Annotated in this window: 23 protein-coding genes; 4 read left to right on the top strand and 19 right to left on the bottom strand. The window is 64.5% G+C overall.

Annotation, left to right across the window (positions count from 1 at the left end):
• Window positions 1–54: 54 nt before the first annotated feature.
• From ruvB to pdxS, 6 genes are all read right to left on the bottom strand, one after another.
• Entirely contained in the window at window positions 55–1,107 is a 1,053-nt protein-coding gene (gene ruvB, locus QME84_00645; protein MDI6872784.1) for a Holliday junction branch migration DNA helicase RuvB, read from the bottom strand.
• 236 nt (window positions 1,108–1,343) lie between these two features.
• Window positions 1,344–1,943: a Holliday junction branch migration protein RuvA gene (gene ruvA, locus QME84_00640; GenBank protein ID MDI6872783.1), complete on the bottom strand. Its 600-nt coding sequence runs from the start codon at window positions 1,941–1,943 to the stop codon at window positions 1,344–1,346.
• 196 nt (window positions 1,944–2,139) lie between these two features.
• The gene (gene ruvC, locus QME84_00635; GenBank protein MDI6872782.1) at window positions 2,140–2,679 is read right to left on the bottom strand and encodes a crossover junction endodeoxyribonuclease RuvC; all 540 of its coding nucleotides are present in this window, start codon (window positions 2,677–2,679) and stop codon (window positions 2,140–2,142) included.
• A gap of 13 nt (window positions 2,680–2,692) precedes the next feature.
• Window positions 2,693–3,448, bottom strand: coding sequence for a YebC/PmpR family DNA-binding transcriptional regulator (locus tag QME84_00630; GenBank protein MDI6872781.1), 756 nt, complete (start codon window positions 3,446–3,448; stop codon window positions 2,693–2,695).
• A gap of 23 nt (window positions 3,449–3,471) precedes the next feature.
• Window positions 3,472–4,068, bottom strand: a complete 597-nt coding sequence (gene pdxT, locus QME84_00625) for a pyridoxal 5'-phosphate synthase glutaminase subunit PdxT (protein MDI6872780.1) — start codon at window positions 4,066–4,068, stop codon at window positions 3,472–3,474.
• Between the two features lie 255 nt (window positions 4,069–4,323).
• Window positions 4,324–5,208, bottom strand: a complete 885-nt coding sequence (gene pdxS / locus QME84_00620) for a pyridoxal 5'-phosphate synthase lyase subunit PdxS (protein MDI6872779.1) — start codon at window positions 5,206–5,208, stop codon at window positions 4,324–4,326.
• 814 nt (window positions 5,209–6,022) lie between these two features.
• Between pdxS and QME84_00615 the strand changes: the two genes are divergently transcribed.
• The 4 genes from QME84_00615 (at window position 6,023) to QME84_00600 (ending at window position 11,163) form a co-directional block, all read left to right on the top strand.
• A complete protein-coding gene (locus QME84_00615; GenBank protein ID MDI6872778.1) occupies window positions 6,023–9,658 on the top strand; it encodes an SNF2-related protein in 3,636 nt (1,211 codons plus the stop codon).
• 23 nt (window positions 9,659–9,681) lie between these two features.
• Window positions 9,682–10,257, top strand: a complete 576-nt coding sequence (locus QME84_00610) for a hypothetical protein (GenBank protein ID MDI6872777.1) — start codon at window positions 9,682–9,684, stop codon at window positions 10,255–10,257.
• A gap of 197 nt (window positions 10,258–10,454) precedes the next feature.
• Window positions 10,455–10,859 carry a HEPN domain-containing protein gene (locus QME84_00605; protein ID MDI6872776.1) on the top strand — a complete coding sequence of 135 codons (405 nt, stop codon included), beginning with the start codon at window positions 10,455–10,457 and terminating at the stop codon, window positions 10,857–10,859.
• A complete protein-coding gene (locus QME84_00600) occupies window positions 10,825–11,163 on the top strand; it encodes a nucleotidyltransferase domain-containing protein (protein MDI6872775.1) in 339 nt (112 codons plus the stop codon). The genes QME84_00605 and QME84_00600 overlap by 35 nt, the downstream gene beginning before the upstream one ends.
• Window positions 11,164–11,388: 225 nt before the next feature.
• Here QME84_00600 and QME84_00595 read toward each other — a convergent pair whose 3' ends face one another.
• The 13 genes from QME84_00595 to QME84_00535 form a co-directional block, all read right to left on the bottom strand.
• The gene (locus tag QME84_00595) at window positions 11,389–12,363 is read right to left on the bottom strand and encodes a M48 family metalloprotease (GenBank protein MDI6872774.1); all 975 of its coding nucleotides are present in this window, start codon (window positions 12,361–12,363) and stop codon (window positions 11,389–11,391) included.
• A gap of 333 nt (window positions 12,364–12,696) precedes the next feature.
• A complete protein-coding gene (locus QME84_00590) occupies window positions 12,697–13,260 on the bottom strand; it encodes a LemA family protein (protein ID MDI6872773.1) in 564 nt (187 codons plus the stop codon).
• A 385-nt stretch (window positions 13,261–13,645) separates the two neighbouring features.
• Window positions 13,646–14,281 carry a LysE family transporter gene (locus QME84_00585; GenBank protein ID MDI6872772.1) on the bottom strand — a complete coding sequence of 212 codons (636 nt, stop codon included), beginning with the start codon at window positions 14,279–14,281 and terminating at the stop codon, window positions 13,646–13,648.
• A gap of 10 nt (window positions 14,282–14,291) precedes the next feature.
• Window positions 14,292–15,254, bottom strand: a complete 963-nt coding sequence (locus QME84_00580; protein MDI6872771.1) for an inositol monophosphatase family protein — start codon at window positions 15,252–15,254, stop codon at window positions 14,292–14,294.
• A 17-nt stretch (window positions 15,255–15,271) separates the two neighbouring features.
• Complete coding sequence (locus tag QME84_00575) at window positions 15,272–16,516, bottom strand: glycosyltransferase family 4 protein (GenBank protein MDI6872770.1); 1,245 nt, start codon at window positions 16,514–16,516, stop codon at window positions 15,272–15,274.
• A 156-nt stretch (window positions 16,517–16,672) separates the two neighbouring features.
• A complete protein-coding gene (locus QME84_00570) occupies window positions 16,673–17,641 on the bottom strand; it encodes a phosphatidylinositol mannoside acyltransferase (GenBank protein MDI6872769.1) in 969 nt (322 codons plus the stop codon).
• Between the two features lie 203 nt (window positions 17,642–17,844).
• Window positions 17,845–18,492: a CDP-alcohol phosphatidyltransferase family protein gene (locus tag QME84_00565; protein ID MDI6872768.1), complete on the bottom strand. Its 648-nt coding sequence runs from the start codon at window positions 18,490–18,492 to the stop codon at window positions 17,845–17,847.
• 106 nt (window positions 18,493–18,598) lie between these two features.
• The gene (locus QME84_00560; GenBank protein MDI6872767.1) at window positions 18,599–18,940 is read right to left on the bottom strand and encodes a cupin domain-containing protein; all 342 of its coding nucleotides are present in this window, start codon (window positions 18,938–18,940) and stop codon (window positions 18,599–18,601) included.
• Between the two features lie 51 nt (window positions 18,941–18,991).
• Complete coding sequence (locus QME84_00555; GenBank protein MDI6872766.1) at window positions 18,992–20,722, bottom strand: proline--tRNA ligase; 1,731 nt, start codon at window positions 20,720–20,722, stop codon at window positions 18,992–18,994.
• Window positions 20,719–21,870, bottom strand: a complete 1,152-nt coding sequence (ispG, locus tag QME84_00550) for a flavodoxin-dependent (E)-4-hydroxy-3-methylbut-2-enyl-diphosphate synthase (protein ID MDI6872765.1) — start codon at window positions 21,868–21,870, stop codon at window positions 20,719–20,721. The genes QME84_00555 and ispG overlap by 4 nt, the downstream gene beginning before the upstream one ends.
• Before the next feature lie 2 nt (window positions 21,871–21,872).
• Window positions 21,873–22,973, bottom strand: a complete 1,101-nt coding sequence (locus QME84_00545) for a site-2 protease family protein (GenBank protein ID MDI6872764.1) — start codon at window positions 22,971–22,973, stop codon at window positions 21,873–21,875.
• Window positions 22,974–23,100: 127 nt separating this feature from the next.
• Complete coding sequence (locus QME84_00540) at window positions 23,101–24,297, bottom strand: 1-deoxy-D-xylulose-5-phosphate reductoisomerase (GenBank protein MDI6872763.1); 1,197 nt, start codon at window positions 24,295–24,297, stop codon at window positions 23,101–23,103.
• A complete protein-coding gene (locus QME84_00535) occupies window positions 24,240–24,704 on the bottom strand; it encodes an SDR family NAD(P)-dependent oxidoreductase (protein ID MDI6872762.1) in 465 nt (154 codons plus the stop codon). The genes QME84_00540 and QME84_00535 overlap by 58 nt, the downstream gene beginning before the upstream one ends.
• Between the last annotated feature and the right edge of the window lie 235 nt (window positions 24,705–24,939).

Genomic DNA, 24,939 nt, shown 5'->3' with positions numbered 1-24,939 from the left:
ATGCGGCCGTGCATGTCAGGAGGTCAAACCGCCACGGCGGAGCGCCCCCGGCAATCAGAACAGGGTCTCGCCGCGCCGGGAATCCAGCCCCAGGTGGCGGTAGGCGTGCTCGGTGGCCACCCGTCCCCGGGGCGTGCGCTGCATGAAACCTATCTGCATGAGATAGGGCTCGTAGACCTCCTCGAGGGTGTCGATCTCCTCGCCTACGGAGACGGCCAGGGTGTTCACCCCCACAGGCCCGCCGTTGAACTTCTCGATGATGGTGGTGAGGATGAGCTTGTCCACCTTGTCCAGGCCCATCTCGTCCACCTCAAAGAGGGCCAGGGCGCGCCGGCTCACCTCGTAGGTGATGCTTCCCCCCGCCCGTACCTGCGCGTAATCCCGCACCCGGCGCAGGAGGCGGTTGGCGATGCGGGGGGTCCCCCGGGAGCGACGGGCCAGCTCATAGGCCCCCTCCTCGTCGATCTCCACCTCCAGGATGCGCGCCGAGCGCAGGACGATGGCCTTCAGCTCCTCCACGCCGTAATAGTCCAGGCGGCACTGCACCCCGAAGCGGTCGCGAAGGGGGGAGGTGAGCAGTCCGGCCCGCGTGGTGGCCCCCACCAGGGTGAAGGGTGGAAGGTCCAGGCGTATGGAGCGCGCCGCCGGTCCCCTGCCTATGACGATGTCCAGCTGGAAGTCCTCCATGGCTGGGTAGAGGACCTCCTCCACGGCGCGGTTGAGGCGGTGTATCTCGTCGATGAAGAGCACGTCCCCGGGCTCCAGGTTGGTGAGTATGGAGGCCAGGTCCCCGGCACGCTCCAGCGCCGGGCCGGAGGTCTGGCGGAAGGAGACCCCCATCTCGTTGGCGATGATCCCGGCCAGGGTGGTCTTTCCCAGTCCCGGCGGGCCAGAGAGGAGCACATGGTCCAGGGGCTCATTCCTCTCTCGGGCGGCCCGAATGAAGATTTCCAGGTGTTCGCGTATGCGGTCCTGTCCTACAAACTCGCTTATCCAACGCGGACGCAGGGTGAGGTCCAGCTCCCGCTCGTCCTCCCGGGGTTCCGGATCCAGAAGACGCTCCTCACTCGGAGCCGCGTCCTTCCTATCGTCGCCGTTGTAAGCCACTTTCCTCACATCCCGACCGAGCTTCCATACGCCTTAACATTCCTACTTTAAGCCCTGCCGCCGACAGGTCCGCTCCCGCACCGGAATAATTCCCTAATCCTCTTCCCCTCTTCCACAGGAGAGACACCAAACCAAGCATCCATCGCCCCGACCCGGTATCACCCCGAACCCCATTCCAGGGGGGACATCCTTTCCCTCATCGCCGCTTCCTCTGCGGGGCAGGAAAAACATTTCCTTCAGCTCTCCTGACCTCCCAGCCGCCGCAGGGCGTACTTGATCATGTCCTCCAGCCTCGGGTTGTCGGAACGGTACCCCTCCAGGGCGCGGCCGGCCTCCGCGGCGGTGTAGCCAAGTCCCTTAAGGGCATCGCGGGCTTCCCGCAGGAGGTCCCCTCCCTCCGGGCCGGCTACCACCGTGGCCAGGTCTCCGGCCAGGGGTGCCAGCTTGTCCTTGAGCTCCAGAATGATGCGCTGCCCACTTTTCTTTCCCACCCCGGGAACAGCGGTAAGGGCCTCCAGGTCGCCGGTGGCCACCAGGCGCACCAGGGTATCGGGGTCGTAGGCGGAGAGCAAGGCCATGGCCGCCCGGGGACCTATGCCGGTGACCCCCAGAAGGTGCAGGAAGATCTGTCTTTCCCGGCGATCGCGGAAACCGAAGAGCTGCAGTACCTCTTCCTTGACATAGAGGTGACCGTAAAGGCGCACCTTCTTCCCCGCCGGGGGAAGCGCCTTGAGGGTGTTGGCGGAGACGTACATGGTGAGCCCAATCCCCCCCACGCCCACCACGGCGTGGTCCTCCGCCTTCTCCACCAGGACTCCCTCCACGAAATCGATCATTTTCCCTCCGCCATGTCCTAACTTTATTTCTCCACCCCACCGGCCTCGACCTGCCCTCCCGGCGGCTAACCCTACGGAATTGCTGAATTGTAACGCAACGAGAAAAGGAAAGGCACAAGCTCTCAATATTTCTGAGCGGCCAAGCCTAAGAAATGGGCGAAGGGCACACAGCAGCCGATAACCCCTCGACCAGGTATTATTTCCAGTCCGCCTTGCCTCGCTTCCCGCCCCTCCCCTCACCGGCGAGCCTTTCCACGTGCTTTTCGAGCTTCTCGCGGTGGGCGTGGCAGATGGCCAGGGCCAGGGCGTCGCTGGCATGGGAGGAACCCACTTCCTCCTCCAGGCGGAGGAGGGACCTGACCATGTACTCCACCTGCCGCTTCTCCGCCCTCCCGTGCCCTACCAGGGCCTGTTTCACCTGCAGGGGGGTATATTCCTCCACCGCCACCCCGCAGTGGGCGGCGGCCAGGATGATACCTCCCCGGGCTTCACCCACTACCATGGCGCTGCGGGCGTTGGCGTTGAAGAACAGCTCCTCGATGACCACCAGGTCCGGCCGGTACTCCGCTATGAGCTCCTTGACCCGGCGGTAGATCTCGTCCAGGCGGGCGGACAGGTCGTCCCGGGAGGAAGTGGTTATGGCCCCGAAGCCCAGGGCCCGAAGGGTATTTCCCCTCTTCTCGATGACCCCGTACCCGGTGGAGGTGAGACCGGGGTCGATGCCCATGATGATCATTGAAAAACCGGCCCTATTCCTCGGCTATTTCCGCCAGGATGTCGTCCGGGATGTCGAAGTTGGCGTAGACCTCCTGCACGTCCTCGTAATCCTCCAGGGCGTCCACCAGCTTGAGGACCTTCTTGGCCGCCTCCTTGTCCAGTTTGACCGTGGTCTTGGGGAGCATGGTCACCTGGGCGGAGGCTATCTCCACTCCCGCTTTCTCCAGCGCCTCCACCACCCCCCGGAAGGATTCGGGGTCGGTGATGATCTCGTAGTGGTCGTCCTCGGTGTTCATGTCCTCGGCTCCCGCCTCCAGGGCGGTCTCCAGGAGGGCGTCCTCGTCCACGCCGCTATCCTTGTTGACGATGATGTTCCCCTTCTTCTCGAACATCCAGGCCACGCAGCCGGTGGTCCCCAAGCTCCCCCCGGTGCGGCTGAAGATGCGGCGGATGTCCGAGGCCGCGCGGTTGCGGTTGTCGGTCATCACGTCCACCATTATGGCCACACCGTTGGCGCCGTAGCCCTCGTAGGTTATCTTCTCGAACTCCTCCGCGGTCCCCTCCCCGGTCCCCCGCTTGATGGCTCGCTCTATGTTCTCCTTGGGCATGGAGTAGCTCTTGGCCTTCTCGATGGCGTTGGCCAGGGCGATGTTGGTCTCGGGGTTCCCTCCCCCCTCCCGGGCGGCCACGATGATGGCCCGCGAGAGCTTGCTGAAGAGCTGCCCCCGCTTGGCGTCCTCCGCCGCCTTCTTATGTTTGATGGTCGACCACTTGGAATGTCCGGACATCTCCTCCTCCTATCCCCGGATCCTCAACCCGCTACTTTCTCCTCCACCAGCCGCAGGAAATAGCGGTGTATCCTGTCGTCCCCGGTCAGCTCGGGGTGGAAGGCGGAAACCACCATGCGGTCCTGAACGGCGAGCACCGCCCGCCCTTCGAACTCGCCCAGCACCCTCACCGCGGGACCCACGGACTCGATCCACGGGGCGCGGATAAAAACGGCACGGAAGGGCCGCTCCGGCTCCTGGATATCGCGGATCATGATATCCGTCTCGAAGCTGTCCACCTGCCTCCCGTAAGCGTTGCGCCGCACGGTGATGTCCATGAGTCCCAGAAGGGGCTGGTCGCCCTCCACCAGCCGCCGGGCCATCATGATCATGCCCGCGCAGGTCCCGTAGATGGGCATGCCCTCCGCGGCCAGGGACCTTATCTCCTCCAGGAAACCGTAGGTGGTCATCAGCCTGCCCATGGTGGTGCTCTCCCCCCCGGGGATGATCAGGCCCTGGCACAGGTGGAGCTCGGGGGGATATTTCACCGGGATCCCTCGAGCTCCGCACCTTTCGATCATCTGGAGATGTTCGCGTACCGCGCCCTGGAGGGCCAGAACGCCCAAGGTCGGTTTCTTCATCGGTCCCTCGACGCTCCTCTTCCCGCTTAACGTCCCCTGGATCCCGTAAAAAGTCATTCGCTGCCGCGTCCCGGGGCCTTAAAGCGCCCCTCGCCGGCCAAGGGAGAATCCCACTCCCCTGCGCCGCCTTTCCCGAAAACGGAGAGCCGGACTCCATCCTTCCGCGATGGAGAGCGGGATGGCCGTGGTTGATACCGCCGCCTCCATCCCACGCCGGGAAAGGTTATGGCGACGTCCTGGTTTCCGCGATCCCGTTCACCAGCCACGGAACTGGATCAGGTTCTCCCGCCCGATCTCGGAGATCTCCTTGCCCACCATGGCCTTGCCCAGGCCCCGGGATACTTCGGCCAGTATCTTGGGGTCGTTGTAGTGGGTGGTGGCCAAGACGATGGCCCTGGCCCGAGCCGCCGGGTCCTCGGACTTGAAGATCCCCGAGCCCACGAAAACGCCGTCCGCGCCCAGCTGCATCATGAGGGCAGCGTCGGCGGGAGTGGCTATGCCGCCGGCGGAGAAGTTGACCACCGGCAGTCGCCCGTTCTCCGCCACCCAGCATACCAGGTCGTACGGAGCTCCCATCTCCTTGGCCACGGACATGAGCTCCTCCTTGGGGGTCACGGTGAGGCGCCTTATTTCCTCGTTGATGGTGCGCATGTGGCGCACGGCCTCCACCACGTTGCCCGTGCCCGCCTCCCCCTTGGTGCGGATCATGGCCGCCCCCTCGCCGATGCGGCGCAAGGCCTCCCCCAGGTTGATGGCCCCGCAAACAAAGGGCACGGTGAACTGCCACTTATCGATGTGGTGCTTCTCGTCTGCGGGGGTGAGCACCTCGCTCTCGTCGATGTAGTCCACCCCCAGGGCCTCCAGTATCTGCGCCTCCACGAAATGGCCGATGCGCACCTTGGCCATCACCGGGATGGTCACCGCCTCCATGATGGCCTCGATGACGCTGGGATCGGCCATGCGGGCCACGCCCCCGGCGGCACGGATGTCCGCGGGGACCCTCTCCAGGGCCATCACCGCCACCGCACCTGCCTCCTCGGCGATCCTGGCCTGCTCCGGGGTGGTGACATCCATGATCACCCCGCCCTTGAGCATCTCCGCCAGACCGGTCTTCACCCGCAAGGTTCCTTTCTCTACCATCTCTCGGGTCCCTCCAGACCAGTTTTATCCCCAGAACCCCCTCCGGGTTCATCCTGCTTGACCGTTTACGATTTAAATATAAACCATGCGCTAGGCCATCCGGAAGGAGACCGTGGACCGCGGCGGCCCATCGGACCCTTTTGAGGAGGACCACCTTCGGAGATGTTGAGCTTGCCTTGCCGAACGACACGGGGAATTCATCGCCCTTCTCGGGTCTGCTGCCTACCGGGAGGCACCATGGAGCCCTCCTCACGGATTTCACATCCCGACCCACACGGTGAACGGCAAGCTGCATAGCTGCGCACATGATAACCCTACCTTCCTTCCAATTTCTTCCAACATGTGCTTCTGGGGTGAGCGGCAGGCTGTATAAGCTGTGCGCGTGATAAAGCTGGCGTGATAACCCCAGCCTTGGATAGAGGCCTGTAGCGCGTGGTGCAAACGCTCATTGATGCACACCGGTATTAACGGAAAAGGGTTCACGATTCGAAGCGTAACGACCCCGCCTTCCCCTCCTTCGCCTTTCCCATGGGGCTGGGACACCGCGTCCGTCGACGTCGGAGTTGGAGAGTAGTATGTTTAAGGGTGGAGGCCACGGGAACGGGAGCTCATTCCCCGTGGTCCAGCCGGATAATGCGTGCCGATGATGTCCGGCCCCGACGCCGTGAGGAATCGGGCCGGGTTGTTTTTCATGGACATCCCGGTTAGTTGAAAAAGGGGCATGCCCGGGCCCGAAGGACACAGGGTGACGGTGGTGGACCGTGCGCATCCCGGTTCCTTTCCCTAAACGAAGCAGGATAGCACGGAGGTTTCCTTGCCGCCGCGGAGGGATTTCGGAAGGACATGGTGGGGCCGAGCCTGGATGGAGGCCCTGGAAAGGATAGACCGCGACACCAACCGCCTTCCCCGCGGAAGGACCTACGCCCGCAGCGGAAGGGTCCTGGAGATAGGGTTGGCGGAGGGAAAGGTATGGGCTTCCGTGCAGGGAACCAGGCCCAGGCCCTACCGGGTGAGCATCGCCTTCAGGGAATTTACACCGGAGGAAGGATCCAAGATCGTGCTCCTTCTGGCCAAGCGGCCCTCCATATCCTGCGACCTGAGCCTGGGCAAGCTGCCGGAACAGATGCTCGAGGCCCTCGAGGAGGCGGGGGTCCCGCTCTTCCCCTCCTCCTGGAAGGACATCCGGGCTAGCTGCTCCTGCCCGGACTGGGCCAATCCCTGCAAGCACATCGCCGCCGTCTATTACCTCCTGGCCAACGAAATCGACAAGGACCCCTTCATTACCTTCGCCCTGCGCGGGCTGCCCGCGCCGGAGCTGCGCCTGGCGGCCGGCATCCCCGCCTCCCTGGCGGAGCCCGGGGGTGAGAACACCGATCACTTCGTCCCCTGCCGCAGGGTATGCCCTTCCCCCGTTCCCGAGAACCCCGGCGACTTCCACCTCGCCCTCCAGCCCTACGACCTAGACGGGATCTTCGCCCTCCTTCCCGACCGGCCCCTCTTCTGGGAAGGCGGCGACTTCAGGAAGCTCCTGCGCCAGGTCTACCGGGCGGTGGCCGAGGGAGTCCAGGGCCTGGAGATACGCGAGAAACACCCCTCGCTGAAGGAAGTCGACTTCCACCTCATAATGGGGAGGGGCGGGAAGGCACCGCGTTTCTTTGCTTCCCACCGCCGTGGAGATACCGCGGCCCTCAGGAAGATACTGGAGTCCCTCGGCATGACCCGGTCGTTGTCGGGATACCCCCGCCCCCGCACCCTGAAGGTGCCCGTCGAGGTGAAGGGAGGCCTGCTTCCGGCCGGGCGCCCCGGATTCAAGCTCGCGGCGGAGGAGGCTCTGGACCTGTTCCTCTCCCTGCCCCCCGCCGCTAACCTGGAAAGGCACTCCCCTTCCTCGCGCTTCCTCGTCCTGGCCGCCTCCACCGCCGTGGCCCTGGCTTCTACCTACCATTTCCTTCCTCGACTGGCCGGGTATGGAAGCGGGCGCTTCAGGGTGATATACGTACCCGCCGCGAGCGGAAATCCCGACCAGGACCCCCTCCTCACCCTGGAGAAGACGTTTCCTCCCTCCCTGGCCTGTCGTCCCGGGGGACGCTCGGTGATGATTCCACGGGGAGTTCCGGAGATCGTCTCCCTCTTCCTTACCCGGCTGGTCCAACTCTTCTATGACATCCCGGAGCCGCTTGTGCACGACAAGCTGGTATCCGCCTTCTTCCGGGGAACCACGTTCCAGCCGGAGCGTTTCGATGAGGTCCGTACATCTTCCGCCCTGGCCAACTGGCTGGAAAGACTCAGCGCGCGCACCAGGTCCGTTTCCCCGGTGATCCGCGTGGAGCCTTCCGGGGACAGCACTTTCCGCCTCGGGGTGGAGGTGGAGGACCGTCGCGACCCCATGGCCCCCTACATCTCCCTGGCCGAGCTTTTTACCGCCTCCGGGCCCGTATTCTCCTCCCCTCCCGAATGGGTCAGGTGGGAAGCCTCCCGGCAGCTGGCCCTGGCTGCGGAGTACCTACCCCGCCTGCGGGAGGTCCTCGATTCCCGCGGTCTCCAGGAACCCGAGGTCTCTTCCGCGGAAATGGCGGAATTGCTCACCCGCCACGCCACCACCCTCGAACTCCTGAGCATCCGCCTTATGCTCCCCCGAGAGCTCGCTGGCCTCCTCAGGCCCCGGGCTGCCATCCGGGCTTCCCTGGGCAGCGGGGCACGCCCGCCGGGATTCCTGGACCTTGCGGACCTCCTGGATTTCCAGTGGGAGATAAGCCTGGGGGATTATTGGCTCTCCGTGGAGGAGTTCCGCCGCCTGGCCACCGCGGCGGAGGGAGTGGTGAGGTTCAAGGACGGCTACGTGCTCCTCAGGCCGGATGAGGTAAAGGCGCTGCTCAGAAAGGTTTCCCAGCCCCCACCGCGTCCCGAGCCCGCCGAGTTTCTCCACTGGGCCCTCTCCGGAGAGAGGAAGGGCATACCGATGCGGACCGACCCTCGCCTCCGGGAGTTCCTGCGCGGACTCTCGCGCGCCGAGAAAGTCGACGTGCCATCCTCCTTCCGGGGTCGGCTGCGCCCCTACCAGAAAAGGGGTTATGCCTGGCTGTATACCAACGCCGCACGGGGACTGGGCTGCTGCCTGGCCGACGACATGGGCCTGGGAAAGACGGTTCAAGCCCTGGCCCTGTTGCTCATGCTCAAGGAAAAGGGAAGGCTCCGGCGCCCGGCTCTGGTGGTTTGCCCCACCACGGTGTTGGGAAACTGGGAAAAGGAGGCCCTCCGTTTCGCTCCCTCGCTCCGGGTGTGCGTGTACCACGGCACGGGCCGCCAGCTCCACTTCGAAGACAGGGACCTGGTGATAACTTCCTACGGCACCCTGCGCCGGGTCGAGGCCAGATTCCGGAGCCAGGAGTGGGGCGCCGTGGTGGTGGACGAGGCCCAGTGCATAAAGAACCCGAACACCGGCCAGGCCCGGGCCGTGAAATCCCTGCGGGCGGAGGTGCGGGTGGCTCTCAGTGGCACTCCCGTGGAGAATCACCTGGGAGAGCTGTGGAGCATCTTCGACTTCCTGAACCCCGGCTTCCTGGGATCCCTGGAGAGCTTCCGCCGCCACTTCGCCCTGCCCATCGAGCGCTACCGGGATCCGGAACGCCTGGAGGTACTGCGGAAGGTCACCGGACCCTTCATCCTGAGGCGCCTGAAAACGGACCCCAGGATAATCGCCGACCTTCCGGAAAAGATCACCGCGGAGGAGTACTGCTATCTCACCCCCCAGCAGGCCGTCCTTTACCAGAAAATCGTGGATCGGGCCATGGAGGAAGTGGAACGAAGCAGCGGCATCCAGCGGAAGGGCCTCATCCTCTCCCTGATCACCCACCTCAAGCAGGTCTGCGACCACCCCCTGCTCTTTACCAAGCGGGGGAAGGCGGAATCGAAGCTCTCGGGTAAATCCGTCCGCGCCCTGGAGCTCCTGGAACGGAACCTCCGAGCCGGGGAGAAGACCCTGGTCTTCACCCAGTACGTGGAGATGGGTGACTGCCTGGTGGGGATGATGCGGGAAGAGCTGGGGGAGGAGGCCGCCTTCTTCCACGGAGGACTACCCCGCCCCGCAAGGGACCGGATGGTTGCCGAGTTCCAGGAAATGGAGAAACCGCGCATCATGGTGGTCTCCCTTCGCGCCGGGGGGACCGGGCTGAACCTCACCGCTGCCACCTCGGTCATCCACTACGACCTGTGGTGGAACCCGGCGGTGGAGGACCAGGCCACCGACCGCACCTACCGCATCGGCCAGACCCGTAACGTCTACGTTCACCGCCTGATAACCCTACATACCTTCGAGGAGAAGATCGACGACCTCATGCGGGAGAAGAGGGATCTGGCCGAGCTCACCGTGAGCAAGGGCGAGAAGTGGATAACCGAGCTCCCCGACCGCGAACTGCGCACGATCTTTGAACTCCGCCCCGGATTTTCTTAAAGTACAAGTAAGGAGGTTAAAGCATGCTCATCTTTATCGGGGTGACGCTTTCCCTGCTCCTCTACGGCACCTATCGAAGCGTAAGAGAGGGCAACCTGGTTTTCTTCCGTCGGCTGGGAGGCATGCTCCACTACACGCTGTTCAAGGGGAACAAGACCGTATCCGCTCTCCTCTGGACTACGGTGGGATGCAGCGTTTTCCTGTCCAACCTGTTGGGAGCCAGGGATATTAACCTGACCATCTTCAACCCCATCTCCCACTTCCTCTTCGGCTACCTTTCCCGCGAGCTCCTCGCCCTGTCCAACGAATACTATCCCTACCTGGACAGGCTGGCGCAAAGGCTTCCGGATAGGGTGGGTAAACACGTCAACCCCACCACCGTGGCCTTCGTCCTGTGCATGGGCAACGGTGTCCAGGAGGAGATACAGAAACTCATCCCCAAGCTGAAGTCCCTGGTCTGGACCAACCTCAAGGACCAGATCACCGACGCCTTCATGGACACCGGCGGAATTCTTTTCTCTGCCTGGCGATCCCGCTCCCGCACGGCGGCCGCGGAGCGGAAAGTGGCCCGGGAAGACGAGGCCGGCGACGCCGTCTGAGGGTTCCCGGACAGGACGCAGCGTGCTTCGCTCTCTATCAACCCGGACACGACTCCGTCTCTACCTCATACCGAGGCGGAACGACAAAAAGCCGCCGGTATTCCTGCGGGAATGACTCCGGGCAACTCCCGTGGGTATGGAACCGGGGGCGACATCCTCTCCGGCCCGACACTGCTATAATCGAAACGGTGATGGTTATGGCTTCCAGGCACGCCGACTGGCTCCGCCAGGCAAGAAGGGACCTCGAGCATGCCCGTCACGCCCTGCGGGACGGCGAGTATGAATGGTCCTGTTTCGCCGCCCATCAGGCGGCGGAGAAGGCGGTCAAGGCCCTTTACCAGAAACTGGGCGCGGATGCCTGGGGACACTCGGTGAGCATCCTCCTTTCCCAGCTCCCCTCCGAGCTGGTCCCGCCGCCGGAATTGCTGGACAGAGCCCGGGAGCTGGATAAACACTACATCCCTCCCCGTTATCCCAATTCCCATCCCCAGGGAGCGCCGATGGACTACTATACCCTCGAGGAGGCGGAAAGGGCGGTAAGCCATGGAGAAGAGGTCATCTCCTTCTGTGAGGATAAGATATCTGGACCGGGCCGCCATTGAAGATGCTCTACGTTCCTACATTCACCGGCTGGCCTCGGAATTCCCGGAGGTAAGAAGGGTGGTCCTCTTCGGCTCGTTCGTCCGCGAGGAGGGAGTCCCGGGAAGCGACGTGGACATCCTCATCGAGCTCTCCGGCAGTAAACTGCCCTTCCTCGACCGCATCCCCCGCTACCTCCCGCGTCGTTTCCCGGTGGGGGTGGACGTCTTCCCCTATACCACCGACGAACTCAGGACCCTCCTCGAGGAGGGAAACCACTTCCTGCGTCGCGCGCTTGATGAAGGAAGGGAGATCCTCTCCCGTTGACGACCCGGTAGCGAGGGGAAAGCGGGACCCATACCGGACGCCTCACTGAAGACCCCAAAACCCCCGACCACTCGATTCGCAGGTACGGGGCTGGGTCACCTCAAGGCCGCCGCTCACGTGCGGCAGGCTAACACGTCTTGTTCTCCCTCAAGGGAGTGCGTGGGTATTCCTCCGAACGGTCGCGGAGTCCGCCACAGTTCGATATCCCTCGCCGGCGACCGGGGCTCAGGCCCTTGATTCCATCTGGGCCTGGGTGTACATTCCCTCCATCCCGGCCATGGCCCGCAGGCGGCGGATGCGCTCCTCCACCGGCGGATGGGTGTCCCAGATGCTGGAGCGCCGGTGGATGCGCTCTCCACCCTCCTTGCGGAAGGGCTGCACGATGAAGAGGTGCGCGGTGGCCTTGCTGGCCCGCGGGAAGGGCCTGGCTTCCCGGGTAAGCTTCTCCAAAGCGCTGGCCAGACCCTCCGGGTAGCGGGTGAGCATGGCCCCGTTGGCGTCGGCTAGGAACTCCCTCCGCCGGGAGATGGCCAGCTGCAGGAGCTGGGCGATGATGGGGGAAAGGATGAGGAAAATAAGCCCCAGGATCATGATGGCCAGGTAGATGATGCCTGCCCCCTCGCCATCGCCGCCCTCGCGGCGCCTGCCCCCTCCCCCGAAGAGGAACATGCGGAAGAGCACCTCGGAGAAGATGACCACCAGCCCCACCAGGACCACCACCATGCTCATGAGACGGATGTCGTAGTTCTTGATGTGGGACATCTCGTGGGCGATGACCCCCTCCAGCTCCAGGCGATTGCACCTCTCCAGGAGACCGGTGGTCACGGCGATGGCCGCATGCTCCGGGTCCCTCCCGGTGGCGAAGGCGTTCATGGCCGGGGTATCGATGATGTAGGTTCGGGGCATGGGAAGCCCGGCGGCGATGGCCAGCCCCTCCACGGTGTTCACGTAATAAGGGTATTCCTCCCTGGTGACCGGCCTGGCACCCGCGGCGGCCAGGGCCACTTTGTCGCTATGGTAATAACTGGTAAAGGCCATGACGGTGGCCACCACGGTGGCGATGATAAGTCCCACCATGGCCCGCTCGGGCCCCCAGATGTAGCCCACCAAGAACCCTAGCAGCAGGATGAAAGCTATGAAGATGGACACCAGGAGGGCCGACTTCCACTTGTTCCTGCTTATCTGGTCGTAAAAGGTCACTTTCCATCACCTCGAACCCGCTGGCACCCCGGCAGGCCCTTTATTCCCGCCGGCTTTTCCTCCACGCCAGATCCCGCTCATCCCTGCAGGCCGCGCAAGCCCTGTCGCCCGCGAGGCCCGCGCCTATGGCCTTCACCCCTTTTGACGTTAGTCATATCCACATATAGCCCGATCACCGGGTTGCTCCCCACCGGCCACCCTCCAAGGCCGGACCGGTGAGAATGCCGGGTTTAAACCGGAATACCTCACGGTAATAAACCTCCGTTAAAACTCGTTCTTTCCCACCGATGAACCTCCGTCCCTTGCCATGACCGGCTAATGGACGCCTCCGTTTCAGAACTGCACCCTGGGGGCTTCCCTCTCCGCGGCGATCTCGATCTCGAAATATTCCCGCGGCGTGAAGGTACCCGAAAACATTCCGGCTACGATGTTGCCGGGGAACTTCTGGCGCGCCGTGTCATAGGCCATCACGCTGTCGTTGTAGAACTGGCGCGCGAAGGCGATCTTGGACTCCGTGCCCGCCAGTTCCTCCTGGAGCATGAGGAAGTTCTGGTTGGCCTTGAGGTCGGGGTAGTTCTCCGCCACGGCGAAAAGGGTTTTCAAAGCCTGGGTGATGGCGTTCTCCGCCTGGGCCTGCTCGCCCACGGTGCGGGCGTTGATGCCCATGGCCCGGGCCTGAGTGACCTTCTCGAAGACCTCCTTCTCGTGGGCCGCGTATCCCTTGACCGTCTCCACCAGGTTGGGTATCAGGTCGTACCTCCTCTTCAGTTGGACATCTATCTGGTGCCAGGCGTTATCCACCCGGTTGCGGTCGCGTATCAGCTTGTTGTAGTAGTACACGAACCAGGCGATGACCAGGAAAACCAGCACCGCGATCGCTATCAGGAAAGCCACCATGGGATACCTCCTTCCCTCTCGCCGTGTGTCCGCAGACCTGCCTCACCCGACCCGAAGAACCTCCTTACCGCGCGCCGCTGCCGCTATTATAATATCCGTCGCCGACGGGCGCCCACGTCCGCCCACAGTCCTTTTTTCGGAAGGGCCAGGGACATCCTTTTCCACGGCCGCACCGGTGATATCTTACATCGGAAGGACGCCTTGAGTCCCGATAAAGTTCCGGCATCCTCCTGGAATAACTTACCAAATCCCGATCCTCTCCAGCCGGCTGGTGGTGTAGATGTAAGGGCGTACCTCCTCGGGGTACTTTAGAAACACCGCGAGGTGGGTAAAGTTCTCTTTCCAGCAGCGTACCAGGGAGGGATGGCGCTTCTTCCAGCGCCCCTCAAAGGAGGTGGGCCAGGCCGTCCCCGGCAAAGCGGGCCCCCAGGATGATGAGGAAGGCGCCGCATCCCAGTATCACGTAATTGTAAACCCGGTCGGAGATGAACCTCTTCCCGGTGACCACCAGTAAGGCCACCAGGAAATACCATAGCACGTCGGCCATGATGTGCCCGGTATAGAAAGAGAGGACGCCCGCCACTCCTCTTTCCATGGAGCGAAGCAACCAGCTGAGTCCGAAGGTGGCCCACCACAGCGACCAGTAGGGGTTGGAAAGGCTGGTGGTGAGACCGGCGGCAAAGGGGCCGATGCGCGCGGTTCCCAGGTCTCGAAGATCGAGATGCAGCTTCCCGTCCCTGACTTCGAGGGCCATCCCCAGCCCCATCCAGAAGAGGAAGGCTCCACCCGCCACTCCCACCAGCCCGAAGAAGAGGTGGTTCCCGATTACCTTGTCCAGGCCCAGCACCAGGAGGATGACCAGGGTGCCCTCCAGTATCACGTGCCCCGCCACCAGCAGGGGACCGGCGATAAATCCCCTGCGGTAGGACTCGGTGATGGTGACCGTGAGCAGCGGCCCGGGCATCAGGGCACCGGAAAGGCCCACTCCCAGGGATATGAAGAAGATGGAGATCAGGTTCACGGAAGCCACCTCACCAGCCGTAGTGGGCGCGCATGCGTATCATGCCCCGCTCTATGCATTGCAGTATCGCCGCGTGCAGGTCGGCGCACACCGCGGCCACGCAGGATAGCTGTCCGGCCCTCCCCGAAAGCAGCAGGGGATAACCCTCGAGGGGATTCCCGAAAGCATCGGTTATGACCAGGCCGGCCTCGCGGGCGATGAGGGCGGCGGCGGCCAGGTCGTAGGAGGAGTTATTTAGAGGATGGCCGTGACCCACGCGAAGGAACATCTCCTCCAGCTCCGGGACCTCGCGAAGCATGCGGTCTCCCACGTCCACGTAGGCGTCGAGCTGCCCGGTCAGCAGCCGGGTGATGCAGAAGGTGGCGCTTCCCAGGTCGAAGAGCCCCCCATCCACGCTGGAGGTGTCGATGAGCTCCTCCAGGACCAGGACAGTGGGCAAGGCGGGTCGGCCCCGGAAGCCCAGGGTCCAGAAGAGGGTGGATATATCGTGGTGGGGATGGATGACCATCTCCTTCCTCTCCCCCTCCAGGTACATCGTGGCCCCGCCGCCGCGGCGGGCCTCGAACCGGGCGTCGTTCTTTATCTCCCTTACCAGGCCGTAGACCACGTCCCCCAGGACCGCCGACTCCCTTTCCCCGCGTCGCAGGGGAGCCGCGGCCACCGACACGCAGCAGGCCTCCAGGCCGGCGGCTGCCGGACGGGTACCGTCGATGGGATCCACCACCAGAACCCACTCCGCCCCTTCCTCCCCCACCAGGCCCCGGTCCTCGGAAAAGAAGGCCACCCGGGGATAATCCCCGAGCCTGGCCTCCACGAGGCTCTCCGCTTCCTCGTCTATGGAGAAGGTGGAATCCCCGCTGGCTCCCCTCCCTTCCATGCTGCGCGAGGCCTTCATGCCCAGGCGCGGGCGCACCAGGTTACGGATCTCCTCGGCCAGTTCCCGGCACAGCTCCTCTATCTCCTGTACCCGCATGTCCCTTCCTTCCCGCTTCAGCCCTCACGGAGGGCCTTGGTCTCCAGGGCTTCCCGGTAGGCCTCCTCCACCTTGGCTACCAGCCTCTCCCAGGAATATTCCTCCGCTCGTTCCCTGCCCGCCTCCGCCAGCCTCCTCCTCAGGTGCGCGTCCTCCACCAGGGCAAGGATGGCCGATGCCAGCGCCTCCGGGTCGCCGGGGGGCACCAGCAGGCCCTGTACCCCGTCCTCCACCACGGAGCGGTAACCCGGTATATCCGAGGCCACCACGGGGACCCCGCAGGCCATGGCCTCCAGGAGGATGATGCCGAAGCTCTCCCGGCCCAGGGAAGGGACGACCATTACCTGCGCCGTGCGGTAGGCGGCGGGAAGGAGCTCGTCCGGAAGCCGACCCAGCCAGGTTACCCCTTCCTCCCCGCGTCTCCCCCCGTCGGTTCCCACCACCAGGAGCCGCACCTCGGGATGCTCCCTCCTTACCCGCGGGAGGGCCCTCAGGAGGACGTGCAAGCCCTTCCGCGGTTCCTTCCGCCCCACGAAGAGGAGGTGGAAGGCCGCGGGGTCCAGACCGGAAATCCTCCGCTTCAGCCCCCCTTCCGCCGGAGACGGGGACCCGCGCGCCCCCTCCCAGTGAACCGTTTCTGCGTCCTCACCGGCACCCCATCCGCCCCCGACACATTCTCCCAGCCTTTTCGACGTCCCGTGGGGCCCGATTATCTCATGGAAAAGGTTCCCACCCCGCGGATTGAAGCGTTGCGTGTCCACCCCGTTGGGCAGGAGGCGGTACTCGCCAGGGAAGTAACGGGAGACCAGCTCCACGGCCGCCGGACTCACCGCCGCGCGCAGATGCAACCGCCTCACCAGGGGCTCGAGAACGGGGCGGGCCAGAAGGTAGCCCAGGCTCCCGCCTTCCCGGGCGGCGTGGAAGGTCCCCACGTTGGCCGCCCGGGAGTACAGGAGGGCCAGCATGGACACGCTGGGAATGAGGGGCTCGTGCAGGTGCAGGACGTCGAACCTCGAGGCGGCCAGGAAACGCCTCACCCGGGCCGCCGCCCCGGGACCGAAACAGATGTTGGCCACCGAGCGGTTGGCGGGGACGGGGACGGTACGCCCGGCGGAATAGAATCCTTCCCCCGCTTCACCCCCGGGGGCGATGATCGTCACCCGGTGTCCCCTCTCCCTGAGATAGGCAGCCAACCGTTCCACGTGGCGGTTGACCCCGCCCGGAACGTCCCAGGAATACGGCGAAACCAGGCCGATGTTCATGGCTCCGTCGTTCTTTCCTCCCCTCTACCGGGTATTTCCCGGTGAGCCCTTTACTTACAATCCCAATCCTCCGCCGGAAACTTCTGCTTCCCGAGAGCCCGCAGCGGGGTCGTAATCACCGCCTCCGCCCATTCTCCCGCCTGCCGTAAGAGGCGATCAATTGTCGCCTTTCCCTTCTCCCCCTCCAGCCTGGACGCCGGATCCGCCCTTCCCGAAGATGGGCTGGAACATGTGCCACTGGGTGGGGTCCCGGCGGATGAAATCCTCGAAGACCCGGGCCAGCTTCTGGGTGTTCACCTGGACGTCGCGGCGGGTGTCCCCGGTGATCTCCACGTCCAGGGGAGGACCCACGTAACCGTGGTACTTGCCGTCCTGGAGGATTATCTGGCAGGGGATGACCGGCGTGCCCAGCTTCACCGCCAAGAGGGCGGGACCCACGGGCATGAGGACCTTCTCCCCGAAGAACTCTACCTCCACCCCGGCCCCAGCTATCACCCGGTCCGAGAGGAGGGCCACCATCTCGTTCCGCATCAGCACCTCGATTACCTTCTCCACCGTGTTCTCCCCCAGGGGGATGATCCGGATGCCCATCCTCCTGCGCAGCTCGGTATGGAACTCGTACATGGGCCGGGGCTTGAGGCGCTCGGCCACCGCCCAGAAGGGAAACTGGTGTCCCACCCAGCCGCCAATCATGTCCCAGCTCCCGTAGTGGGGCAGGGCCAAAACGGCGCCCCGCCCCCGGGAAAGGCAGCGGGTGAACCACTCCACTCCGTGGGGGACCACCAGCTCGTAAAATATTTCCGGAAAGGTGAGATGGTAGCAGCGGAGGAAATCCACCCAGTAGCGTGCGTACTCCCGGAAACAGCCCCGCGCCAGGCGACGCCACTCCTCCGGCCCTGCCTCCGGCCTCACCCGCCGCATGTTCTCATATACCACCTCCCGCTTGCGCCTGGACAGCCGGTAGGTGACCTCTCCCACGCTGAGGGCCACGGCATGGGAGACCCTCGCCGGGACCGCGCCCACCAGGTAACAGGCGCCCCGGAAAAGGAAGTACTTGACGTATCCCGGCGCCTCCTCGCGCGCCCTTCTCAACCCCTGCTCCGCCAGCTCCCGGAACCGTAACATGAACCTTTCCCTCCCCGGATCATCCATCCATTTTCCAGACATTCCTGCGCCGCGCGGCCGCCGTCCGAACCCACCCCTTCCATTTCCTTCCTTCCGCCTCCTCCCCCGCGCGGCACCCGGCTTCCTTTCCGGCCGCTCCCGTACTTCGACATCGACGAACCCCGCGCCGGTTTCGAGTTTCATTGTCCGCGGGCCCGGGGCGATCATGCCCGCCCGGTGGACGGCGGATTTTCCTTGTCCTTTTCCCGGGCCCCCCGGTAGACGACCACCACGCGGTGCACCAGGGTTTCCAGGCCCAGGGCCAGGACCAGGTACAGGGAACCCCGGAAGGTCCACAGGTTTCCGGTGAACCCGTAGACGAAGAGGGGAATGCCGAACAGCACCATGCGCAGCGGCCTGGCCAGAAGTCCCACCCCGCAGGATATGCCCAGGCCCTCCGCCCTGGCTTTCACGTAGCTGATCAGGGAGGAAAGGACCATGTAGCCGACCACCATGAAGGCCACGTCGAAGATGCGCTCTACGGTGAAGTAGTACAGGGCTCCCAGCGAGTACAGGAAATCGGCCACCCGGTCGGCGGTGGAATCGTAGAAGGATCCGAAGGTGGTGACTCGCCCGGTCAGCTTGGCCACCTGCCCGTCCCAGATGTCGAAGAGGCCGGCTAAAAACATCAGCCAGGCCCCCAGGAAAAAGCGTCCCCGGGCGAAGAAATAACCAACCGCCGCCGAGGTGAGCACCGAAAAGGTGGTGAGAAGGTTGGGGCTGAGGAGGTGCCCCAGTATCCATCCCAGGGGATGGAAGACGGCGCTGGAAAATCTTCTCAACCCGGCATCCACGCTCCAGGATCTGCCCATTCCTTCCTCCTCGTTCACTCCGTCCTGCCCGAACGGTAAGGAGACGAGCCGACTTCGCGAATATCGCCCGCAAACCGCCACCAGCTCCGGGCCGCTCATCCGCCGGTCAACGCAGGGGTCCGTAGAAGACGCTGATGATGGTGCAGCCCTCCTCCCCGGCAAGGAAAGGGCCGTGTCTCATTCCGGCCGGCAGGAAGACGAAATGTCCCTTGCGGAATGTCTCCTCCCCGCCCTCCGGAAGCGGTTGCCGCAGCTCGCCTTCCAGCACGTAGGCCGCCTCGTCGGAGGCGGCGTGGGCGTGCTGGGGCATCTCGCAGTGGGGTTCGAAGCGGACCAGCAGTATCTGTCCCCCGCCCCGGGGATCCATGTACAGGACCTTCATCTGGGCGCGGGGGAAATCGGCGGGCACCCACTCCAGCCCGTCCTCGTGTACCACGAACCTTTCCATGACCACCTCTCCGTCCTCTTCTCCCGCGAAGCAGGGACGCCATCCCCGGGCCTAAAGGTCCCCACGCTCGGCGAGGTCCCGGAAGCTCTCCCGTGCCTCCTCCAGGCGGCGGAACAGGTCCTCCGGACTCAACCGCGCCCGCTGGCCGGTGGCCCTCTCCTGAAGCTCCAGGGTCCCGTCCTCGTCGTATCCCCTGCCGATCACCGCCCGGAAGGGGATGCCCAAGAGGTCGGCGTCGGCGAATTTAACGCCGGCGCTCTCCTCGCGGTCGTCAAGCAGGACATCCCAGCCCCTCCTCAAGCAATCGCGGTAGAGGTCCTCGGCGGCTTTCCTCCTCCCCTCCCGCTGGTAGTCCAAGGCCAGGATGTGCAGGAAGGCGGGTGCCACGGAGAGGGGCCAGATTATCCCCCGCTCGTCGTGGTGCTGCTCCACCACCGCGGCCATGAGGCGGGTGACCCCGATACCGTAGCAGCCCATGTACATGGGCCGGGCCTCCCCTTTCTCGTCGTGGTAATAGCAGCGCATGGCCTCCGAGTACTTGAGGCCCAGCTGGAAGACCTGTCCCACCTCTATGCCCGCCTCCACCCGCATGGGCTCCCCGCAGCGGGGGCAGGGGTCGCCCGTCCGCGCCGAGGTCACGTCGGCGAAGCGGTCGGCCCGGAAATCGCGTCCCTCCTCCACGTTTACCAGGTGATAATCCGCCTCGTTGGCCCCGCAGGCCAGGCCTCCCGCTCCCCGCAGGGACTCGTCGGCGATCACCTCCGCCGCATCCAGTCCCACGGGCCCCACGAAGCCCTGAAGGTAACCCGGATGCCCCCTCCAGTCCGCCTCGTTGAAGAGGCGAAATTCGTCGGTGCCCAGCACCCGGGCCAGCTTGACCTCGTTGGCCTCCCTGTCCCCCGGGACCAGCACGGCCACGGGCCTGCCCTCCACCAGGTACATGAGGCACTTTATCATGCGCCGCGGCTCCAGCCCCAGGTAGCCGCTGACCTCCTCTATGGTGCGCCGTCCGGGGGTGGAAACTCTTTCCATCGGCTTCCCGTCCCCCTCCGGGGGCTTGGTCCTCCGGTAGCTGGCCAGCTCCACGTTGGCGGAGTAGGAACAGGAATCGCAGAGGACGATGTGGTCCTCCCCCACCTCGGCGGGGACCATGAACTCGTGGGAGACGTCGCCCCCTATGAGCCCGGTGGCCGCCTCCACTGCCCTCCAGGTACATCCACAGCGGGTGAAGATGCGCCCATAGGCCTCGTACATGGTGCGATAGGAAATACGCATACCCTCCTCGTCGCGATCGAAGCTGTAAGCGTCCTTCATGAGGAATTCCCTGGCCCGCAGCAGGCCGAACCGCGGCCGCACCTCGTCCCGGAACTTGGTCCCTATCTGGTAGAGGTTGAGGGGGAGGTCCCGCCAAGAGGAGACGTTGGAGCGCACCAGGTCGGTGATCACCTCCTCGTGGGTGGGCCCCAGGCCGAAATCTCGCCCGGCACGGTCCTTGAGACGCATCATCTCCGGACCATACTTGGCCCACCTCCCGCTCTCCTCCCAGAGCTCGCGGGGCTGCATGATGGGCAGGATCACCTCCTGGGCGCCGGCGGCGTTCATCTCCTCCCGGATGATCCGGCTGATGCGCTGTACCACCCTGGCTCCCAGAGGTAGAAACTCGTAGATACCAGAGGCCACCTTGCGCAGGTAACCCGCCCGCACCAGCAGCCGGTGGCTGGCTATCTCCGCGTCCGCCGGGCTTTCCCGAAGGGTAGGGATGAAGGTACGTGACTGTCTCATGCCCTGTCCTCGCCTGGTTCCTCGTCTTTTCCTTCCTGCCCGTCCTCCAAGGAAACGCGGCGCGTTTCCTTCTCCATTTCCCTTTCCATTCTCCGGGCTTCCTGCAGCAGGACTTCCAGGAGCTCCTCCTTGGGATACCACCCCACCGGCTCTCCCTTTCGAAAGAGAAGCCCCCTGTCACGACCGCCGGCGATGCCCAGGTCTGCCTCCCGGGCCTCCCCCGGCCCGTTGACCGAGCAGCCCATTACCGCGATGCGCAGGGAGGCGCGCATGTCCTGGAGCCTCCTCTCCAGCTCTCCCGCGATTCCGGCCACGTCGATGCGGCACCTGGCGCAGGTGGGGCAGGCCACGATGTCCGGGCCGCGACGGGACAGCTCCAGGGCCTTGAGGATGGCCAGGCCCACCCTCACCTCCTCCACCGGGTCGCCGGCCAGGGAGACCCGGATAGTATCCCCGATACCCTCCGCCAGGAGGGCACCGATTCCCACCGCCGAGCGTATGGTGCCCGACCACGGGGGACCCGCCTCGCTCACCCCCAGGTGCAGCGGGTAGTCCACCGCCTTTGAGAGCATGCGGTAGGCCGCGATGGTCAGCGGGACCGAGGAGGCTTTCACGGACACTTTTATATCATAAAACCCGTGCCTTTCCAGGACCGCAATCTCCCTCAGGGCGCTTTCCACCAGCGCCTCGGGCGTAGGGTGCCCGTGCCGGGCCAGGATGTCGCGGGGCAGGGAGCCGGCGTTCACCCCCACCCGGATGGGAACCCCCTTTCTTCCCGCTGCCCGGGCCACCTCCCGGACCTTCTCCTCGCCTCCGATGTTCCCGGGATTGATGCGCAGCCCGTGCACTCCCGCCTCGAGGGCCAGAAGGGCCAGGCGGTGGTCGAAGTGGACATCGGCAATCACCGGGATGGGGGATCGCTCCGTTATCATCCGCAGGGACTCCCGGAGGAGGTCCCTCCTTTCCCCCTTGAGGGCGGGCACGGCCACGCGGACGATCTGGCAACCCGCCTCGTGCAGCCGGAAAATCTGCCCCAGGGTGGCCTCGGCGTCCTCCGTTGGGGTATTGGTCATGGACTGCACGGTGACCGGGGCCCCTCCTCCCACCGGGACGTCCCCGATCATCACGCGCCGGGTCAGTTTGCGCACGCTCATGGCAGGGAAATGGGGTTGGTGATGTCCAGGCGCAGGGTGAGCAGGAAGAGGACGGCGAAAAAGGCCAGCACCGCGGCGGCCACGGGGTAGAGCTTCCGCAGGTCCACTTCCTTGCCGGTAATTTTTTCCACCAGGAGGATCAGGATGTGTCCTCCGTCCAGGGGTGGCAGGGGCAGGAGGTTGATGTAGGCCAGGAATAGCAGGATGAAGGCGATGAAGTTGAAGAAGTAATACATCCCCTCGCCGGCCAGTTCCCCGGCCACCCTGGTGATGCCCACCACGGTCATGGGCCGGTCCTCGGTGGGCCTGGAGATACCCAGTAACTGCTTGAAGGTGGAGAGGTTGAAAACCCGGTAGATGCTGTAGAAGACGCCACCCGAGTAGGTGAGGAGCCACCTCCCGGTCTCGCCCAGGGAGGCGGCGAAGGAATAATGCCTTTCGCCGACTGAGGGGCTTATGCCCAGAAATCCCCGCCCCCCGGGCAGCTCGGCCAGCCTGACGGTAAGGGTGAGGGGCTGCCCCTCCCGCAGGACGACCACCTCCACCTCCTGCCCGGGATGGGCGGCGATGAAATCGCGCACCTCCTCCCAGTCGCGCGTTTCCCGACCTCCCATGGAAACGATGGTGTCCCCGGGCTCCAGGCCCGCCCGGTGGGCGGGGGTCTCCTCCCCGGTCTCCTCTATGTACTCCCCTACGGACCCGATGGTGCTGGTGAGCACCGGGATCCCCATGAGCCAGATGACCAGGAAGGCGATCAGCAGGGCCAGGAACACGTGGGCCAGGGAGCCGGAGATGATGATCCAGAAGCGCCGCCACCGGGACACCCCCTTGTAGGAATGGGGCCAGTCCTCGGGACTCACCTCCTCCTCCGGATTCATCCCCAGTATCTTCACGTAGCCGCCCACCAGGATCCACTTTATCCCGTATTCCGTGCCTCCCTTCCGGGTGCTCCAGATGCGGGGGCCGAAACCGACGAAAAACTCCGTGGCCCTCACGCCCACCGCGCGGGCGGCCAGGAAATGCCCCAATTCGTGGGTGAGAACCAGGAAGAAAACCACCCCCAGGGCTCCCAGGACGTAGAGGACCCCGCTCACCACCGTTCACCTGCCTTCCAACCAACTACCTCTTTACCGTGGCCCGCCGGCCCCCCGCAATTCACGGAAGCCCTTGAGCCCGCGCCCGCCGCCCGCTCCTCGAGCCTTGCCGTGGTCACCGGAACGAGCTTTATTCGTTTACGGGTCTCCTTCTTCCTCCCGCCTCGCTTACGGCTTCCTCCGCTTCCTCGCGGGCCCATCCTTCTGCCTCCTGCACGTCCTGCAGGGTGCGCACCGGGTGGGGGCGGTGCTTGTCCAGGACCCTCGCGATAACCTCCTCGATGCCTAGAAAGGGAAGTCTTCCCTGGAGAAAAGCCTCCACCGCCACCTCGTTGGCCGCGTTGAGAACCGCGGGGGCCGTTCCCCCCGCTTCCCCGGCCCGGTAAGCCAGGTCCAGGCAGGCGAAGGTCTCCCGGTCCACTTCCTCGAAGGTAAGTTTTTCCAGTTTGGGCAGCACCGTCCTGGTGAAGGGCGGACCCCATCTCTCCGGGTAGGAAAGGGCCAGGGATATGGGCAGGCGCATGTCCGGGAGGCTCAACTGGGCCGCGAAAGAGCCGTCCACGAACTCCACCAGCGAGTGGATCACGCTCTGGGGATGAATGACCACCTTGATCCTCGAATAGGGCAGCCCGAAAAGGAAGTGGGCCTCGATGACCTCCAGCCCCTTGTTCATCAGGGTCGCCGAGTCCACGGTTATCTTGCGCCCCATGCTCCAGGTGGGATGAGCGAGCGCTTCGCGCACCGTGACCGATGCCAGCTCATCCCGCCGGCGACCGCGGAAGGGCCCCCCCGAGGCGGTGAGTACGACGCCCTCCACGAACCGCATTTCCTCCCCGCGCAGGCAGTGGAAGACCGCCCCGTGCTCGGAGTCCACGGGCACGATCTCCCCTCCTTCCCGCAGCGCCTGCAGGACCAGTTCCCCCCCGGCGACCATGCTCTCCTTGTTGGCCAGGGCCAGGCGTTTTCCCGCTCCCAGGGCGGCCAGGGTGGGAGGGAGTCCCGCCGATCCAACCACCGCGTTGAGGACCACCTCCACCTCGGGATGGACGGCCGCCTCCAGGAGGCACTCCGCTCCCGCGCTCACCCTGATGCCCGTTCCCTCAAGGCGCCGCCGCAGCTCTCCCGCCGCCGCCTCGTCCACCATGCCCACCATAAGGGGGTGAAAAAGCCGCGCCTGCTCCTCCAGAAGGCGGTGGTTGCGGTGTGCGGTGAGAGCCACCACGCGCAGGCGCTCGGGGTGGGCCTCCACCACCTCGAGGGCCTGGGTGCCTATGGAGCCAGTGGAGCCCAAGATGGCCACGCCCCGCTTCCCGCTTTCCTTTTCCATATGAACATTATAAGGGCTGGAGGGGCGGTAGCGGCCATGTCCGCGCTTGGCACGAACATGAGCCACGTCATTAGCGCCGGAGAGCGGCCCGTGGCCACGGTGTTGGGACACACGTAGGTGAACCTTATGTCCCGGAGGCCTCTCAACTTGGACTCCTGCCGCAAAGACTCTGTCAGCCCCACTACCGCGAACTTGGCGGCGCAGTTATCCACTAAATGGGGAACGCTCGACAAGCCCCCGGACGAGACCATGTTCACCACGTGGCCGGCACGCCTGGATACCATGTCCGGAAGGAAAGCCTTCATGGTCCAGAAGAGGGCCAGCAGGTTCACGGCCACGGTGCGCTGGATGGATTCGCCGGGTTTTTCCAGGAAAGGACTGGAATTGACCACCCCGGCATTGTTCACCGGGATTTCCAGAAAAGCACTTCTGAATAGTTATTCCAGCTCCCGGATGCCATGTCTTCAAGGCAAGCCATCCGAGGGTAGAAGTCGAAGACTTTTCCTGCTGGGTAGTTTCACAACCTGTTTCAATCATTTTCTGGATCAGTGCAATAAACTCGTGGGGTCCATTTCCTACCATGTATGTTATACCGAGGATTATGGGTTGTTTGCCTTCACCTCCCGCGTCGCGACCACGAGA

It is taken from the genome of Actinomycetota bacterium, from assembly GCA_030019255.1.
Classification (GTDB): Bacteria; Actinomycetota; Geothermincolia; order Geothermincolales; family RBG-13-55-18; genus Solincola_A.
Note: the sequence above shows the minus strand (reverse complement) of the source record. Positions and strands in the feature narration are given on the sequence as shown.

Coding starts and splice junctions, on each gene's coding strand:
- ruvC (MDI6872782.1), bottom strand. CDS start 2,679: ATGATCATCATGGGCATCGACCCCGGTCTCACCTCCACCGGGTACGGG.
- QME84_00580 (MDI6872771.1), bottom strand. CDS start 15,254: ATGCGGGTACAGGAGATAGAGGAGCTGTGCCGGGAACTGGCCGAGGAG.
- ruvA (MDI6872783.1), bottom strand. CDS start 1,943: ATGATCGATTTCGTGGAGGGAGTCCTGGTGGAGAAGGCGGAGGACCAC.
- QME84_00570 (MDI6872769.1), bottom strand. CDS start 17,641: ATGTTACGGTTCCGGGAGCTGGCGGAGCAGGGGTTGAGAAGGGCGCGC.
- pdxT (MDI6872780.1), bottom strand. CDS start 4,068: ATGAAGAAACCGACCTTGGGCGTTCTGGCCCTCCAGGGCGCGGTACGC.
- QME84_00630 (MDI6872781.1), bottom strand. CDS start 3,448: ATGTCCGGACATTCCAAGTGGTCGACCATCAAACATAAGAAGGCGGCG.
- QME84_00610 (MDI6872777.1), top strand. CDS start 9,682: ATGCTCATCTTTATCGGGGTGACGCTTTCCCTGCTCCTCTACGGCACC.
- QME84_00575 (MDI6872770.1), bottom strand. CDS start 16,516: ATGAACATCGGCCTGGTTTCGCCGTATTCCTGGGACGTTCCGGGCGGG.
- QME84_00565 (MDI6872768.1), bottom strand. CDS start 18,492: ATGGGCAGATCCTGGAGCGTGGATGCCGGGTTGAGAAGATTTTCCAGC.
- QME84_00540 (MDI6872763.1), bottom strand. CDS start 24,297: ATGGAAAAGGAAAGCGGGAAGCGGGGCGTGGCCATCTTGGGCTCCACT.
- QME84_00605 (MDI6872776.1), top strand. CDS start 10,455: ATGGCTTCCAGGCACGCCGACTGGCTCCGCCAGGCAAGAAGGGACCTC.
- pdxS (MDI6872779.1), bottom strand. CDS start 5,208: ATGGTAGAGAAAGGAACCTTGCGGGTGAAGACCGGTCTGGCGGAGATG.
- QME84_00555 (MDI6872766.1), bottom strand. CDS start 20,722: ATGAGACAGTCACGTACCTTCATCCCTACCCTTCGGGAAAGCCCGGCG.
- QME84_00590 (MDI6872773.1), bottom strand. CDS start 13,260: ATGGTGGCTTTCCTGATAGCGATCGCGGTGCTGGTTTTCCTGGTCATC.
- QME84_00560 (MDI6872767.1), bottom strand. CDS start 18,940: ATGGAAAGGTTCGTGGTACACGAGGACGGGCTGGAGTGGGTGCCCGCC.